The organism is Pseudomonas sp. Pseusp18 (assembly GCF_059506005.1).
On record NZ_CP169240.1, the window covers coordinates 6,252,952 to 6,269,203 of the forward strand.

General features: G+C 61.5%; 14 protein-coding genes. 3 read left to right on the plus strand and 11 right to left on the minus strand.

Annotated features, from left to right (window positions below; all coding sequences use genetic code 11):
• Positions 1 to 8 precede the first annotated feature (8 nt).
• From ACEN9A_RS28260 to ACEN9A_RS28275, 4 genes are all read right to left on the minus strand, one after another.
• Positions 9 to 1,733 carry a putative 2-aminoethylphosphonate ABC transporter permease subunit gene (locus ACEN9A_RS28260; RefSeq protein WP_258671515.1) on the minus strand — a complete coding sequence of 575 codons (1,725 nt, stop codon included), beginning with the start codon at positions 1,731 to 1,733 and terminating at the stop codon, positions 9 to 11.
• Positions 1,733 to 2,809: a putative 2-aminoethylphosphonate ABC transporter ATP-binding protein gene (locus ACEN9A_RS28265; protein ID WP_258671516.1), complete on the minus strand. Its 1,077-nt coding sequence runs from the start codon at positions 2,807 to 2,809 to the stop codon at positions 1,733 to 1,735. Before ACEN9A_RS28265 ends, ACEN9A_RS28260 begins: the two co-directional genes overlap by 1 nt.
• A 227-nt stretch (positions 2,810 to 3,036) precedes the next feature.
• Positions 3,037 to 3,900, minus strand: a complete 864-nt coding sequence (locus ACEN9A_RS28270; RefSeq protein ID WP_018928662.1) for a LysR family transcriptional regulator — start codon at positions 3,898 to 3,900, stop codon at positions 3,037 to 3,039.
• A 16-nt stretch (positions 3,901 to 3,916) separates the two neighbouring features.
• Complete coding sequence (locus tag ACEN9A_RS28275) at positions 3,917 to 6,208, minus strand: heavy metal translocating P-type ATPase (protein WP_258671518.1); 2,292 nt, start codon at positions 6,206 to 6,208, stop codon at positions 3,917 to 3,919.
• Positions 6,209 to 6,292: 84 nt separating this feature from the next.
• Between ACEN9A_RS28275 and cadR the strand changes: the two genes are divergently transcribed.
• On the plus strand, positions 6,293 to 6,742 hold the full coding sequence (cadR, locus tag ACEN9A_RS28280; protein WP_007897786.1) for a Cd(II)/Pb(II)-responsive transcriptional regulator: 450 nt from the start codon (positions 6,293 to 6,295) through the stop codon (positions 6,740 to 6,742).
• Between the two features lie 114 nt (positions 6,743 to 6,856).
• Here cadR and ACEN9A_RS28285 read toward each other — a convergent pair whose 3' ends face one another.
• The 3 genes from ACEN9A_RS28285 to ACEN9A_RS28295 form a co-directional block, all read right to left on the minus strand.
• Positions 6,857 to 7,828 (minus strand): thymidylate synthase, encoded by a 972-nt coding sequence (locus tag ACEN9A_RS28285; RefSeq protein ID WP_008007347.1) that lies wholly within the window; start codon positions 7,826 to 7,828, stop codon positions 6,857 to 6,859.
• A 64-nt stretch (positions 7,829 to 7,892) separates the two neighbouring features.
• Positions 7,893 to 8,702 carry a prolipoprotein diacylglyceryl transferase gene (gene lgt / locus ACEN9A_RS28290; protein WP_019580577.1) on the minus strand — a complete coding sequence of 270 codons (810 nt, stop codon included), beginning with the start codon at positions 8,700 to 8,702 and terminating at the stop codon, positions 7,893 to 7,895.
• A gap of 83 nt (positions 8,703 to 8,785) precedes the next feature.
• Positions 8,786 to 9,568, minus strand: a complete 783-nt coding sequence (locus ACEN9A_RS28295) for a sulfite exporter TauE/SafE family protein (protein WP_258671521.1) — start codon at positions 9,566 to 9,568, stop codon at positions 8,786 to 8,788.
• A gap of 134 nt (positions 9,569 to 9,702) precedes the next feature.
• Here ACEN9A_RS28295 and ACEN9A_RS28300 point away from each other — a divergent pair, with 134 nt between their 5' ends.
• The gene (locus ACEN9A_RS28300; protein ID WP_258671523.1) at positions 9,703 to 10,449 is read left to right on the plus strand and encodes an NRDE family protein; all 747 of its coding nucleotides are present in this window, start codon (positions 9,703 to 9,705) and stop codon (positions 10,447 to 10,449) included.
• Positions 10,450 to 10,550: 101 nt separating this feature from the next.
• Here the strand turns inward: ACEN9A_RS28300 and ptsP are convergent, their stop codons facing one another.
• Positions 10,551 to 12,830: a phosphoenolpyruvate--protein phosphotransferase gene (gene ptsP, locus ACEN9A_RS28305; protein WP_018928656.1), complete on the minus strand. Its 2,280-nt coding sequence runs from the start codon at positions 12,828 to 12,830 to the stop codon at positions 10,551 to 10,553.
• A 22-nt stretch (positions 12,831 to 12,852) separates the two neighbouring features.
• Positions 12,853 to 13,332: an RNA pyrophosphohydrolase gene (locus ACEN9A_RS28310; RefSeq protein WP_007897732.1), complete on the minus strand. Its 480-nt coding sequence runs from the start codon at positions 13,330 to 13,332 to the stop codon at positions 12,853 to 12,855.
• Between the two features lie 143 nt (positions 13,333 to 13,475).
• On the opposite strand from ACEN9A_RS28310, the gene ACEN9A_RS28315 reads away from it, so the two are divergent.
• Positions 13,476 to 14,132: a histidinol-phosphatase gene (locus ACEN9A_RS28315; RefSeq protein ID WP_018928655.1), complete on the plus strand. Its 657-nt coding sequence runs from the start codon at positions 13,476 to 13,478 to the stop codon at positions 14,130 to 14,132.
• A 118-nt stretch (positions 14,133 to 14,250) separates the two neighbouring features.
• Here ACEN9A_RS28315 and ACEN9A_RS28320 read toward each other — a convergent pair whose 3' ends face one another.
• Both ACEN9A_RS28320 and ilvA read right to left on the minus strand, forming a co-directional pair.
• Positions 14,251 to 14,679 (minus strand): DUF2269 family protein, encoded by a 429-nt coding sequence (locus tag ACEN9A_RS28320; RefSeq protein WP_258671525.1) that lies wholly within the window; start codon positions 14,677 to 14,679, stop codon positions 14,251 to 14,253.
• Positions 14,680 to 14,718: 39 nt separating this feature from the next.
• Positions 14,719 to 16,233 carry a threonine ammonia-lyase, biosynthetic gene (ilvA, locus tag ACEN9A_RS28325; protein ID WP_258671527.1) on the minus strand — a complete coding sequence of 505 codons (1,515 nt, stop codon included), beginning with the start codon at positions 16,231 to 16,233 and terminating at the stop codon, positions 14,719 to 14,721.
• Between the last annotated feature and the right edge of the window lie 19 nt (positions 16,234 to 16,252).

A 16,252-nucleotide genomic window follows, 5' to 3' on the forward strand; every position in this document is an offset into this window, starting at 1 on the left:
GGTGTGAATCAAAGACCGGGCGCGGTCTGCCGCCAGGCCTGGGAGCGACGCAATAAACCGCGCGAGGCCCAGGCCAGCAGCAGGGACACGCCTGCCGAGGTGAACAGAATCAGGGTCGACATCGCCGCCGCGCCGCCGACGTTGCCGGCGTCGTCCATGTTCAGCACCGCCACCGCCGCGAGAATGGTGTCGGGGCTGTAGAGGAAGATCGCCGCCGAGACGGTGGTCATGGCCGAGACGAACAGGTAGCGCACGATGTCCAACAGCGCCGGCAGGCAGATCGGCACGGTGACCCGCAGGTAGTGCCGATACAGCGGCGCCTTGAGCGACAGCGCGGCGGCTTCGAACTCGGCGTCGAGTTGGCGCAGCGCGGTGGTGGCGGTCATTTGCGCGGTGGTCAAATAGTGAGCAATGGTGCAAACCACCAGCAGGCTCATGCTGCCGTAGAACACATGCAACGGATTGCCGTTGAGGTTGAAGAAGAAGACGTAACCCAGCCCCAGCACCAGGCCCGGCACCGCCATCGGTACGAAACTGAGCATGCGCAACATCAGATTCAGGCCGCGCTGACCACGGGTCTTTTCCATCAGGTACGCGCCGGTGAAGATCAGCACGCTGCCGATCAACGCCGTGCACAGCGCCATCTTCACGCTGTTGCCGTAGGCCAGCCAGCCGCCTCCCGCGGTGTCGTTGAACTGGTAATGGTTGAGCGACAGCGACAGGTTGTACGGCCAGAACTTCACCAGCGACGAGTACACCGCCATGCCGAACACCAGCAGCAATACCGCGCAGATCAGCAGCACGATGGCCAGATAACAACCGTCGCGCAGCTTCGACGGCGCTGGTTGAAACACTTGCGCCCGACCGCTCATGGAGTCGCCGTGACGCCGACGCAGCCAGGCGTCGACACCAAAGCTGAACAGCGCCGGCAGCAGCAGGACCATGCCGATCAGTGCGCCGCGACCGAATTGTTGCTGGCCGACCACCGCTTTGTAGGCTTCCAGCGCCAGCACTTGATAGTCGCCACCGACCACCACGGGCACACCGAAGTCGGTGATGGTCAGGGTGAACACCAAACAGAACGCCGCGAATACCGCCTGACGCGTCGCCGGCCAAGTGATGCTGCGAAAGGCTTTCGCCGGACTGGCGCCCATGCTGGAGGCGGCATCGAACAGTCGCGCATCCGCCAGGGACAACGCCGACAGCAAAATCATCAAGGCGTGTGGGAAGGTATAGATGACCTCGCCGAGCACAATGCCCCAGAAACCGTAGATGTTGTCCGAGAGCAGACCGCGCAACAGGCCCTGATTACCGAACAGATAAACCAGCGCAATCCCCGGCAACATCGACGGCGCCATCAACGGCAGCAGCGACATGCCGCGCCAGATACCTTTGCCGGGAATCATCGTGCGTTGCAGGGCGTAGGCAAACAGGTAGGCCAACGGTACGACAATCGCCGCCACGCTGAGGGAAACCTTCAGGCTGTTACCGAGCAACCAATGGAAATTCGCACTGGTCAGCAATTCACCGGCAGCCACCAGACCACCGCCCTGCCCGGCCTGCGAACTGAGCCCGCGCCAGAAGATCGCCAGCAACGGCATCAACACCGCCACGCCGAGCAACACCAGCAACAGCACCTTGCCGCCGACCACGAACAACCGGTCGCCGATCTCGGCGCGGGAGGTCTGCCGAACCTGCTTGTGCGGTATCGGCAGCGCGACGTTCGCGTTCATCAGGCAAACACCTGCAGGCTGCGCGGCGGCAAGGCGACCATGATCTGTTGCGCACCGAGTCGCGGCATGGCTTCCGGCGCCAGTTCCGCCAGTAGCGCATGGCCCGGCAGCTGATCGAGTTCGAAGCTCATGCGGCAACGATTGCCGAGGAAAGTGATTTCGCGAACCTTGGCCGGGAACAGGTTTTCTTCATGCACCAGCGGATTGACGTTGATCGCTTCGGGGCGGCAGAACAACCGGCCCGACGCGGTTTTCGCACTGCCTTCGGCCAGGCGCATGTGCATCCCGCCGACCTGGGCATGGCTGTCGCTGCTACGGCGGAACGGCAGCCAGTTGCCCTGACCGACAAACTCCGCCACAAACGGTGTGGCCGGACGGTCGTAGATATCCTGCGGCGTGGTGTACTGCTCGACCTTGCCGTTGTTCATCACGGCGATTCGGTCGGCCATCAGCATGGCCTCGTCCTGATTGTGGGTGACCATCAGGGTGGTGATGCCGAGATTGCGCTGCAATTGGCGCAGTTCGGTGCACAGATGCTCGCGGACCCGGGCGTCGAGCGCCGACATCGGTTCGTCCAGCAACAACAATGACGGCGCCGGAGCCAAGGCCCGAGCCAGGGCCACCCGTTGCTGTTGGCCGCCAGATAACTGGCCGGGGTATTTTTTTTCACTGCCGATCAGGCCGACCAGTTCCAGCATCTGACCGACTCGCTGGCGCACTTCCTCGCGACCGCTGCCGGCGAGGCCGTAGGCGATGTTCGCTTCGACGGTGAGATTGGGGAACAACGCGTAGGACTGGAAGAGAATGCCGTAGTCCCGGGCTTGAGGTGCCAGGTGGGAAACGTCGCGATCGCCGAGGTACAACTCGCCGCTGTCCTGGCGCTCAAGGCCGGCGATGCAGCGCAGCAAGGTGGTTTTGCCACAGCCCGACGGCCCCAAGAGGCACACCAGCTCACCCGCTGCCACGTCGAGGGAAACGTTATCCAGCGCGGTGAACGCGCCGAAGCGTTTCTGCACGCCGCGCACTTTCATCGGCGCGCCGGGGTTGGTCAGGGCAGTTGCGATCGAGTGGTTCATGGACAGGCCTCATCAAGCAGATGAGGGCCATCCTAGGTTTGCAATGCGTCTGTCATGTGGCAACGAGGCAAAAACGGCCGATAGTGGTATTCGGGGATTTTAGTTGGATGGAACGAACAGTGAATAACCTGTGGCGAGGGAGCTTGCTCCCGCTGGGTTGCGAAGCGGCCCCAGAAAATGGGCCTGCTGCGCAGTCCAGCGGGAGCAAGCTCCCTCGCCACAGGGATCTACGCCGGGGCCATTTCCTGCGCCAACCCGAGAAACGCCGCCGGCAGCCGGGCGCCTTTTCGTTCCTTGAGGCAGTACAGGTATTCGGGAATCTGCGGCGCATTTTCGAGGGTCAACACCCGCAATTGCGGATCGTGCGGCACTTCCTGCCGGGCGATGATGCTGATGCCGATGTTGCGCAGCACCGCTTCACGAATCGACTCGCGACTACCAATCTCCAGCAACGGCCCGAAACTCACTCCTGCGCTGGCCAGCAACTCTTCGGTCAAGCGCCGAGTGGTCGAGCCCGACTCGCGCATCAACAAGGTATGCCCCGCCAGCGCACTGAGCGGTACATGATCATGCACCGCCAGCGGATGATTGCGATGCACCGCCAACACCAGCGGATCGCTGCCGAGCACCCGGCGAATCAACCGCGCATCGTCGAGCAACTGCGAGGACGCGGCAACATCGACCCGGTAATCCTCCAGCGCTTCGAGCACCTGCTGGGAGTTGCCGATTTCCACCGACACCTCCACCTGCGGCAAGCGCTCGCGAAAGGTCTTCACCAGATCGAGGATGTAATACGGCGCCGTGGCGGCGATGCGCAACGTGCCCTGGACCTGACCACTGTTACGCAGGAAGAACTCGATATCGGCTTCCTGCTGCAACAGTGCCTTGACCATCGGCAACAGCCGCGCGCCTTCGTCGCTGACGCTGAGGCGGCGGCCGCCACGGTAGAACAGCTCAACCGAATACTGGCTTTCCAGATGCCGAATCTGGGTCGTCACCGTCGGTTGGCTCAGGCCGAGCTTTTTCGCCGCCAGGGTAATGCTGCCCAGCCGGGCCACCATGTAAAACGCCTTCAGCTCGGCACTCAGCACACCCGTCCCTCATCGTCTATTTGCGCAACAGGCGCAAACCGTTGAACACCACCAACAGGCTCACGCCCATGTCGGCGAACACCGCCATCCACATGGTGGCGATCCCGGCGAAGGTTACCCCAAGAAAGATCGCTTTGATGACCAATGCCAGGGCAATGTTCTGTTTGAGGATGTTAGAGGTCTGCCGCGACAGGCTGATGAAGGCAGGGATCTTGCGCAGATCATCGTCCATCAGGGCGACATCGGCGGTTTCGATGGCGGTATCGGTACCGGCCGCTGCCATGGCGAAACCGATCTCGGCCCGCGCCAGCGCCGGGGCGTCGTTGATGCCGTCGCCGACCATTCCCACGCGATAACCCTGGGCATACAGCGTTTCGATGGCTTGCAGCTTCTCGGTCGGCAACAGATCGCCCTGCGCCTGATCAATGCCCACATGGGCGGCGATGACCTGGGCGGTGTGAACGTTGTCGCCGGTCAGCATCAGGGTTTTGACGCCCAGCTCATGCAATTGCTGGATCGCTTCGCGGCTGGACGCTTTCACGGTGTCTGCCACGGCGAACAGCGCCAGGGGACCTGACTTGTCGAGCAACAGCACCACCGACTTGCCCTGTTTCTCCAGCGCAAACAGTTTTTCTTCCAGCGCTGGAGAACACAGGCCCAGATCTTCCACCAGTCGATGGTTGCCCAGGTGATAGAGCTCACCATTGATCTCACCGCGTACTCCACGCCCCGCCAAGGCTTCGAAGTTATCCACAGTCAGCGGCGCGCGCTGGTTATCCACAACTGCCGCGTTGGCGATGGCCAGCGACACCGGGTGATCCGAGCGACCAGCCAGCGCCGCCGCAAGGGCCGGGGCTGTTTGATCGGCGGTCGGGTCGAGGGACAAATAGTCGGTCTGCACCGGTTTGCCATGCGTGAGGGTGCCGGTCTTGTCGAGAGCCAGGTAATCGAGTTTGTAGCCGTGCTCCAGGTAGACGCCGCCCTTGACCAGAATCCCTTTGCGCGCCGCTGCCGCGAGGCCGCTGACGATGGTCACCGGAGTGGAAATCACCAAGGCGCATGGGCAGGCGACCACCAGCAACACCAGCGCCCGATAGATCCAGTCGAACCACAGCGCGTCCATGAACAGCGGCGGGATCACCGCCACGGCGAGGGCCAGGATGAACACCGCCGGTGTGTAGATTTTCGAAAAGCTGTCGACGAAACGCTGGGTCGGCGCCCGCGCCCCTTGGGCCTGTTCGACGGCATGAATGATCCGCGCCAGGGTCGAATTGCTCGCTGCGGCAGTCACCACATATTCCAGCGAACCGGACTGGTTGATGGTGCCGGCAAACACCTTGTCGCCAACGGTTTTCTCGACCGGCAGGCTCTCGCCGGTAATCGGCGCCTGATCGATGGTCGAGCTGCCGGACACCACTTCGCCATCCAGACCGATCCGCTCGCCGGGACGCACTCGCACCCGCGCACCCAGCTCGATGTTTTTCACCGGTTGTGCGACCCAACTGCCATCGGCTTGCTGCACCGTGGCTTGCTCGGGCGCCATCTGCATCAGTCCGCCGATGGCGTTGCGCGCCCGGTCCAGGGACCTGGCTTCGATCAACTCGGCGACGGTGAACAGGAACATCACCATCGCCGCTTCCGGCCATTGGCCGATCAGGACCGCACCGGTCACCGCGATGCTCATCAGCGCGTTGATGTTCAGGTTGAGGTTTTTCAGGGCGATCCAGCCCTTTTTATAGGTACCCAGGCCGCCACTGAGGATTGAGATCAGCGCAATCACCGCCACCACCCAATTGGGCGCCGCGTTAGTGAAGTGGATCACTTCAGCCGCCAACGCACCAACGCCGGACAGCGCCAATGGCCACCAAGGTTTTTTCTCTGGCACAGGTATTGGCGCTTCGACGCCTTGTTCCAGCGGCTCGGCGTGCATGCCGAGCGACTTGATCGCCTCGATGATCGGCGCGGTGCCCGGCAGGTCATGGGTCACGCCCAACACCCGGTTGATCAGGTTGAACTCCAGTTGCTGCACACCCGCAAGCTTGCCGAGCTTGTTCTGGATCAGCGTCTGCTCGGTCGGGCAGTCCATGGCCTCGATGCGGAAGCTGCTCAGCCGCGCGCCAGCGGTCGGCGTTTCGCTCAACTTGATCAGCGATGGCGCTGCGGCTTTGGAGGAACAGCAGGAATCGCCGTGGCCGCCATGATCATGGCTACCATGGACATGCTGGGGCACAGGCTGCAGCTTGTGGCTGTGATCGTGATCGTGATCGTGATCAGCCTCGGGTTTGTGGGTGTGAAGAGAATCGCTCATTGGTCGCGTCCATGAAGGTGCCTGTTGCCAAGTAAAGACCCTGTAGCCACTATAGGGTCAAGCACCCTTTTGGAGATTGACGCGATGAAAATAGGAGAACTGGCGAAACTCACCGACTGCGCCGTGGAAACCATCCGCTACTACGAGCGCGAAAACCTGCTGCCGGAACCGGCCCGCAGCGACGGTAATTACCGCGTCTACACCCAGGCCCACGCCGAGCGCCTGACCTTCATCCGCAACTGCCGCACCCTCGACATGACTCTCGAGGAAATCCGCAGCCTGCTGGCCCTGCGCGACAGCCCGCAGGATCAATGCGAAAACGTCAACGCGTTGATCGACGAACATATCCACCATGTGAAGGCACGAATCGACGGTTTGCTGGCGTTGCAGACACAACTGCTCGACCTGCGCCAACGCTGCAGCGAAGGGCCGGATATCGATCAGTGCGGGATTTTGCAGCGGTTGGAGGTGAGTGGCGGGGTTGTGGCGACGGAGGTGGAGCATTCCCATGTTGGCCGCAGTCACGGCCACTAAAAACACCACAACCCCCGTAGGAGCTGCCGAAGGCTGCGATCTTTTGATCCTTAAAGATCAAGATCAAAAGATCGCAGCCTTCGGCAGCTCCTACAGGGGAATCGGCGTGACGCTTTAGACCGCCATCGGCGCGGTCATTGGGGCGTGGTGCTCGTAGCCTTCGAGCGAGAAGTCACTCGGCTCGATCAGCTCCAGCCATTCCGGCTGGTACACGCCGGTCTTGGCGAATTCCGGCACACGGTCGGATATCTTCAGCTTCGGCATAGCGAACGGCTCGCGCTTGAGCTGTTCGTTGAGCATATCCAGGTGGTTTTCGTAGACGTGGGCATCGCCGATGAAATAGGTGAACCAGCGCGGCGTGTAACCGGTCAGGCGGCCGATCAGGCTCAGCAGCGCGGCGCCTTCGGTGAGGTTGAACGGCGTGCCCAGGCCCAGGTCGTTGGAGCGGATGTAGAGGGTCAGGGAGATTTCCCTGGTCTCGACATTCGGGTGGAACTGGTACAGCAAGTGGCACGGCGGCAGGGCCATCTCATCGAGCTGCGCAACGTTCCAGCCGTGGAACAGGATGCGACGGCTGCCCGGGTCCTTGATGATGGTGTCGACGCACTGGCGGATCTGGTCGATCGCCTTGTACAGCACCACATAAGCCTGGCCGTCTTCTTCGCCTTCGGCGATCTGCCGATAACCCTGGCTCAGGGTCTGCTCGATGGCGGCCTGGTTGCTGACCGGAATCTGCTTGTACGCCGGCCATTTGCGCCATTGCACGCCGTAGATCTCGCCGAGGTCGTCTTCGCCCTGACGGAACGGGTTGGCCAGCCACTGGGCGTTTTCGTTGGCATTCTGGTCCCAGACCTTGCAGCCCAACGCACGGAATTCAGCGGCGTTGTTCACCCCGCGCAGAAAACCGCACATCTCGCCGATGGCCGACTTGAACGCCATCTTGCGGGTGGTGATCGCCGGGAAACCTTCCTGCAAATCGAAGCGCAGCATCGCACCCGGAAAGCTGATGGTGTTCACGCCGGTGCGGTTGGCCTGTTTGGTGCCGTTCTTGATGACATGGGCGACCAGTTCGAGATATTGCTTCATGAATTACCTGTGTCCTTGAACCCGGAGCCGTCGCCCCGGGGTTCGAATTTTTTGCGCCGGCTTCTTATGCAGCTGCGGGGGCCGCCGGGGCGCGTCGATAAGCCAGCCAGATCAGGAATAGACCGCCGACGATCATCGGTACGCACAGCACCTGGCCCATGGTCAGCCAGTTCCAGGCCAGATAGCCCAGCTGCGCATCCGGTACGCGAACGAATTCGACGATGAACCGGAAGATGCCGTAGAACAGCGCGAACATCCCGGACACCGCCATGGTCGGCCGTGGCTTGCGCGAGAACAGCCAGAGGATCAGGAACAGCGCCACACCTTCCAGCGCAAACTGGTACAGCTGCGACGGATGACGCGGCAACTGCGCCGGGTCGCTGAACGGCGGGAAGATCATCGCCCACGGCACGTCGGTCGGCTTGCCCCACAACTCGGCGTTGATGAAATTACCAATGCGTCCGGCGCCCAGGCCGATCGGCACCATCGGCGCGACGAAATCCATCAGCTGGAAGAACGACTTGTTGTTCTTTTTACCAAACCACAACGCTGCGAGCATCACACCGATGAAGCCACCGTGGAACGACATGCCGCCCTTCCACACTTCGAAGATCAACATCGGGTTGGCCAGGTAAGCGCTCAGATCATAAAACAGCACATAACCCAGGCGGCCGCCGACGATGACGCCCATCGACATCCAGAACACCATGTCGGAGAGTTTCTCCTTGGTCCAGGTCGGGTCGAAGCGGTTCAGCCGACGGGACGCCAGCAGCCACGCGCCGCCGATGCCGACCAGGTACATCAGGCCGTACCAGTGGATTTTCAGCGGACCGATGGCCAGGGCCACCGGGTCGATCTGCGGGTAAGGCAGCATTGCGACTCCTCGTTAGAGTTGAAACCTTCAAAATTCCCGGGCGACGCTGTCACGCCAGGATTAAGCCAGGATTGCGTTACGTGTCAGAGCAGGAAGTTCAAGCCGACGCAAAACAGCAAAGCGGCAAACAGTCTTTTCAGCAAGCGTGGCGACAGCCTGTGGGCCAGTCGCGCACCGAGGCGGGCGAAGACCATGCTGGTCAGGGCGATCCCCAGCAGCGCCGGCAAATAAACAAAACCGAGACTATGGGCCGGCAGCAGTGGATCGTGCCAGCCCAGAATCATGAAACTTAATGCACTTGCCAAGGCGATGGGCAGGCCACAAGCCGACGACGTCGCCACCGCTTGTTGCATCGGTACGCTGCGCCAGGTCAGGAACGGCACGGTCAGCGAACCGCCGCCGATCCCGAAAATCGCCGAGGCCCAGCCAATCACACTGCCGGCCACGGTCAGGCCGACTTTACCAGGCACCGTTCGGCTGGCCTTGGGTTTGAAGTCCAAAGCGAGTTGAACCGCGATGATCAACGCGAATACGCCGATGATCTTCTGCAGATTCGGCCCGGAGATCGCTTCGGCGGTCAGCGCGCCGAAACCGGCACCGATCAGAATGCCGAGGGTCATCCAGGCAAAAATCGGCCAACGCACGGCGCCGCGGCGATGATGCTCGCGAACCGCATTGACCGACGTAAAAATGATCGTCGCCAGGGAAGTGCCGACTGCAAGATGCGTCAGGATCGACACATCAAATCCCTGCAAGGTGAAGCTGAACACCAGCACCGGAACGATAATGATCCCGCCGCCTACCCCAAACAGCCCGGCCAGCACGCCCGCACAGGCGCCCAGCGCCAGATAGAGCAGAAATTCCATGGCCACATCCCCAAGCATCCCGAAACAGGAGCGGCATGGTAACGGATGCATGGCCTCGGGCTCCACTGCGGATGGCGATGGATCGATGAGCGATGTCTGCGTAGAGTGAGCAAAAAACACACAAGGACCACCTTATGTGCCTGATTGTCTTTGCCTGGCGGCCGGGTCATGCCCAACCGCTGATCGTGGCGGCCAACCGCGACGAATTCTATGCCCGGCCCAGCCTGCCTTTGGCGCAATGGCCGCAAGCTGCGCACGTGTACGCCGGTCGTGACCTTGAGGCCGGCGGTACGTGGCTCGGTGTCGGCGCCCATGGGCGCTTCGCCGCGCTGACCAACATCCGCGATCCACTTCAGCCGCCGGCCGCCAGGTCGCGAGGCGAACTGGTGGCGCAATTTCTCATCGGCGACATGCCGATTGAAGACTATTTAAACGACGTTGTCCGACGTTCGCCTGAATATGCCGGGTTTAATCTGCTGATCGGCAATGCCAGCGAGTTGTGGCACTTCAATGCCCGGGAGACCGAGGCGGTCAGGCTCAAGCCTGGGGTTTATGGGCTATCGAACGCGGGGCTGGATACACCGTGGCCAAAAGTGCTCAAGGCCAAGGCAGCACTGAGCGAAGTACTGGACGACCCGCAGCCGCAGGCGCTATTGGCCTTGCTCAGCGATCCGCAGACGGCGCCGCTTGCCGAGCTGCCGGACACTGGCGTGGGGCAAACCACCGAGACGTTGTTGTCGAGTGTGTTTATCAAGAGCCAGGCTTATGGGACACGGGCGAGCACGGCGTTGATTGTTCAGGCGGATGGGGTGCGGCATATGGTCGAACGGAGCTTCGGGCCGTATGGGGGGCATCTTGGGGAAATAGAGATCAAAATCTAAAAGATCGTCCGAACGCGGCCCGAACCTTCGGCAGCTCCTACAGGGCTTTGCGTACACCTGTAGGAGCTGCCGAAGGCTGCGATCTTTTTGCGTCCACTCGGTTAGAGGGTCTTGACCGAAGCCGGATTGATCATCCGCGCCAACCCAAGGTTCTTCAGCGCCAGTTGCAGTGAGCTGTGGATAACTTGCGGGTTGTCGATGGTCATCAGCTCCGCCAGCAACTCCTTGGCCTTGCTCAGGTTGATCTGACGCAGCATCCACTTCACTTTCGGCAAGTTGGTGGCGTTCATCGACAGGCTGTCGAAGCCCATTGCCATCAACAGCACCGCCGCCGCCGGGTCACCGGCCATTTCGCCGCAGATACTCACCGGTTTGCCTTCGGCATGCGCATCGCGCACCACGCTCTGCAGGGCTTGCAGCACCGCCGGGTGCAGGTAGTCGTAGAGGTCGGCCACCCGTGGGTTGTTTCGGTCCACGGCCAACAGGTACTGGGTCAGGTCGTTGGAGCCGACCGACAGGAAGTCCACTTGCCGCGCCAGTTCCTTGGTCTGGTACACCGCCGCCGGAATCTCGATCATCACGCCAACCGGCGGCATCGGCACGTCGGTGCCTTCGTCGCGGACTTCGCCCCAGGCCCGGTGGATCAGGTGCAAGGCTTCTTCCAGTTCATGGGTGCCGGAAATCATCGGCAACAGAATGCGCAGGTTGTTCAGGCCTTCGCTCGCCTTGAGCATGGCGCGAGTCTGCACCAGGAAGATTTCCGGGTGGTCGAGGGTCACGCGAATGCCGCGCCAGCCGAGGAACGGGTTGTCTTCCTTGATCGGGAAGTACGACAGCGCCTTGTCACCGCCAATGTCCAGGCTGCGCATGGTCACTGGTTGTGGATGGAACGCGGCGAGTTGCTCGCGATAGATCGCCAGTTGTTCCTTTTCACTCGGGAAACGCTGGTTGATCATGAACGGCACTTCGGTCCGGTACAGACCCACGCCCTCGGCACCGCGCTTCTGCGCCCGCGCCACGTCCGCCAGCAGGCCGGTGTTGACCCACAGCGGCATGCGGTGGCCATCGACCGTTACGCACGGCAGGTCGCGCAATGCATCCAGCCCGAGGGCCAGTTGTTTCTCTTCCTCGACCACGTCGGCGAACTGCTTGCGCAGCACGTCACTCGGGTTGGTGTAGACCTCGCCGTGGTAGCCGTCGACGATCATCTGGATGCCGTCGACCTTGGAGTACGGCAGGTCGACCAGGCCCATCACCGTCGGAATACCCATGGCGCGCGCCAGGATCGCCACGTGGGAGTTGCCGGAACCGAGTACCGACACCAGGCCCACCAGCTTGCCTTCCGGCACCTCGCCGAGCATCGCCGGCGTCAGTTCTTCGCTGACCAGAATGGTGTTGTCGGGGTAGACCAGCGTCTGCTGCCGCTCTTCCTGCAAGTAGGCGAGCAAACGGCGACCGAGGTCTTTGACGTCCGAGGCGCGCTCACGCAGGTAGGCGTCGTCCATCAGTTCGAAACGGTTGACGTGATCGGTAACCACCTGACGCAATGCGCCCTGGGCCCACTGACCGGTCTTGATCACGGTGGTGACTTCGCTGCCGAGCGAGGCATCATCGAGCATCATCAGGTAGACGTCGAACAGCGCCCGCTCTTCAGGCCGCAGCTGGGTTGCCAGCTTGGCGGACAAGGCACGCATGTCGGCGCGCACGCCTTCGATGGCCGTCTTGAACAACCCAAGTTCTGCATCGATGTCGGTGATGGTCTTGTCCGGCACCACGTCCAGATCGGCCGGTGGCAGCATGACGACCGCGGTGCCGACCGCCGCGCCCGGCGAACCCGGTACGCCGACGAACTTTGCTTCCTGAATACCTTTGCCCTGACGGCCCAGGCCACGGATCGAACCGGTGGCCTCGGCGTGGGCGATAACGCCGGCGAGCTGCGCGCTCATGGTCACGAGGAAGGCTTCTTCACCCTCATCGAACTGGCGGCGTTCCTTTTGTTGAATGACCAACACGCCGACGACGCGGCGGTGGTGAATGATCGGCGCCCCGAGGAACGACGCGTAGCGCTCTTCACCGGTCTCGGCGAAGTAACGGTAGCGCGGGTGATCCGCGGCGTTTTCGAGGTTCAGGGGTTCTTCACGCGTGCCGACCAGGCCGACCAGACCTTCGTTGGGTGCCATGCTGACTTTGCCGATCGAGCGCTTGTTCAAGCCCTCGGTGGCCATCAGCACGAAGCGGTTGGTCTCTGGATCAAGCAGGTAGACCGAGCAGACCTGGCTGCCCATGGCCTCTTTGACGCGCAACACAATAATCCCCAACGCCGCCTTGAGATCCTTGGCGGAGTTAACTTCCTGGACGATCTTGCGCAGCGTATTGAGCATGGCTCGGGGTCGAACTCCGTCGTCAGTCGCGCGCTAAAAGGCGCGGGGCAAGCTCTTTGAGAGCGCGTCGATACACCTCGCGCTTGAATGTCACCACCTGGCCCAACGGATACCAATAGCTGACCCAGCGCCAGCCATCGAATTCCGGTTTACCGGTCAAATCCATCCGCACCCGCTGCTCGTTGGAGATCAGGCGCAGGAGAAACCATTTCTGCTTCTGGCCGATGCACAGCGGTTGGCTGTGCGTTCTGACCAAACGTTGCGGCAAACGATAACGCAACCAGCCCCGGGTGCAGGCGAGAATTTCAACATCTTCGCGCTCCAGGCCCACTTCTTCGTTCAACTCGCGGTACAAGGCGTCTTCCGGCGTCTCCTGGGGGTTGATCCCGCCCTGTGGAAACTGCCAGGCATCTTGATTGATTCGGCGAGCCCATAGCACCTGGCCAGCATCATTCGTCAGAATGATCCCGACATTGGGGCGGAAACCATCGGGGTCGATCACGGCAACAACCTCGCAAACGCATGTCGCCGCATTGTTCCACAAAGGTTGTGAAAGCAGCAACGAGCCGACCTACCTTATGTGCACTCTTGTGAAAAGTCCGTATTCTGGAGACCTTTCTACAGACTTTTCAGCGAGTAACTGCAATGCGGCTGGCTTTATTCGACTTGGACAACACGCTTCTGGGCGGCGACAGTGACCACGCCTGGGGCGATTATCTGTGCGAACGCGGTTTCCTCGACGCCGTCGCCTACAAGGCACGCAACGACGAGTTCTATCAGGACTACCTGGCCGGCAAGCTGGATCAGGCCGCCTACCTGAACTTCTGCCTGGAAGTCCTTGGTCGCACCGAAATGGCGACACTGGATCAATGGCACCTGGATTACATGCGCGACTGCATCGAACCGCTCGTGCTGCCCAAAGGCCTCGAACTGCTGGCCCAACACCGTGAGGCCGGCGACAAGCTGGTCATCATCACCGCCACCAACCGCTTTGTGACCGGGCCGATCGCCACGCGTTTAGGCGTTGAAACCCTGATCGCCACCGAATGCGAAATGATCGACGGCCGCTACAGCGGGCGCAGCACCGATATCCCGTGCTTCCGTGAAGGCAAGGTGACCCGGTTGAATCGTTGGCTGGAAGAAACCGGCCACAGCCTGGAAGACAGTTATTTCTACAGCGACTCGATGAACGACTTGGCGTTGCTGGAGCAAGTGACGAATCCGATCGCGGTCGATCCGGACCCTAACTTGCGGGCCGAGGCCGAGAAACGTGGCTGGCCGGTGATCAGTCTGCGCGATTGATTACGCCTGTAGCAGCTGCCGAGGTACGAGGCTGCGTTGCGGTCCGCAGGACCGCCCTTCGGGGCCGCTTCGCAGCCCATCGCAGCCTCGTACCTCGGCAGCTGCTACAGATTCCGCGCTATACCGGCTTGGCGCCCATCAACCCCGCAATGGCGATAAAGCAGACAAAACTGAACAACGCCAACGCCAACGTAAACTTCCCATTGCCCGCCGAAGGCGCCTTGCGCAGCCGATTGAGCCGCACCAGCAGCCAGAACCAGCCCAGCGCCGCCACGGTGTACAGCACACTGGACGCCAGCAACCAGGTCTGCCCCAACGGCCAGCCCACCAGATGCACCATCCACCAGCCGGTGAACGGCATGCTCAACAGCGCCAGGCCCATCAACAGCCAGATGAACACCTGCGGTCGCTGCAAGGTACGCGCAGGCGCCGTCGCATCACCGTTACGACGAGTGCGCCAGACCCAGATTGCCAGCCCCAGTGCGCTCAGCAACAGCAGCACCGTCGCCACGCCATGCGCGACTTTGAGGGCGGTTAACGTTTCCATTGTTCGATTTCCTTATAGGCTGCCCATCAGCGTAGCCGCTCAGCCGAGAAACAGCTGATAGGCCGGGTTGTCGCTTTCGTCCCAGTACGGGTAGCCGATTTCTTCCAGCGCCGCCGGTACCAGATGACGTTCGTCGTGGGGCACTTGCAGGCCCGCGACCACACGGCCATCCGCCGCGCCGTGGTTGCGGTAGTGGAACATCGAAATGTTCCAGCGCCCACCGAGTTTGTTGAGAAAGTTGAACAACGCACCCGGACGCTCCGGGAACTCGAAGCGCAGCACCACCTCATCGACCACCTGGGCGGCACGCCCGCCAACCATGTGGCGTATGTGCAACTTGGCCAGTTCGTTGTCGGTCAGGTCGAGTACCGGGAACCCCTGCTCGGTCAGACTGCCGAGCAGCGCACTGCGCGGGTCGTTTTCCGGATGGGTCTGCACGCCGACAAAAATGTGCGCTTCGCTGCCGGTGTTGTAGCGGTAGTTGAATTCGGTGATCTGGCGCTTGCCGATGGCTTCGCAGAACGCCTTGAAACTGCCCGGTTTCTCGGGGATGGTCACGGCGATGATGGCTTCGCGGCCCTCGCCCAGCTCGGCGCGCTCGGCGACGTGTCGCAAGCGGTCGAAATTGACGTTGGCGCCAGAATCAATGGCCACGAAGGTGTGACCGGTGACGCCGCGTTGCTCAACGTACTTCTTGATCCCGGCCACACCCAAGGCGCCGGCAGGTTCAGTGATCGAGCGGGTATCGTCGTAGATATCCTTGATCGCCGCACAGATTTCATCGGTGCTGACGGTGATCACTTCATCAACGTAGTCTTTGCAGATATCGAAGGTGTGCTGGCCGATCTGCGCCACCGCGACGCCATCGGCAAACAGGCCCACGGTCGGCAACACCACGCGCTCGCCGGCCGCCATGGCGGCTTGCAGGCAGTTGGAATCATCCGGTTCGACACCGATGATCTTGATGTCCGGACGCAGGTATTTCACGTACGCCGCAATCCCGGCGATCAATCCGCCGCCGCCCACCGGAACGAAGATCGCATCCAGGCGCCCCGGGTGCTGGCGCAGAATCTCCATGGCCACCGTGCCCTGCCCGGCAATGGTGTGGGGATCGTCGTAGGGGTGAATGTAGACGTAGCCTTTTTCGTCGACCAGTTTCAGCGAGTAGGCCAGGGCTTCCGGGAACGAATCGCCGTGCAGTACCACTTTGCCGCCGCGCGAACGCACGCCTTCGACCTTGATCTCCGGGGTGGTCTTGGGCATCACGATGGTCGCTTTCACGCCCAGCACTTTGGCTGCCAGGGCCAGGCCTTGCGCATGGTTGCCCGCCGAAGCGGTGACCACGCCACGCGCTCGCTCTTCATCGCTCAGTTGCGTCAGCTTGTTGTAAGCGCCGCGAATCTTGAACGAGAACACCGGCTGCAAGTCTTCACGCTTGAGCCAAATCTCGTTGCCCAGCCGCTCGGAGAGCTGGCGAGCAGTCTGCAATGGGGTTTCTACGGCAACGTCATAAACGCGCGAGGTGAGGATCTTTTTGACGTACTGTTCGAGCATCGGAAAGCATCACTGAACG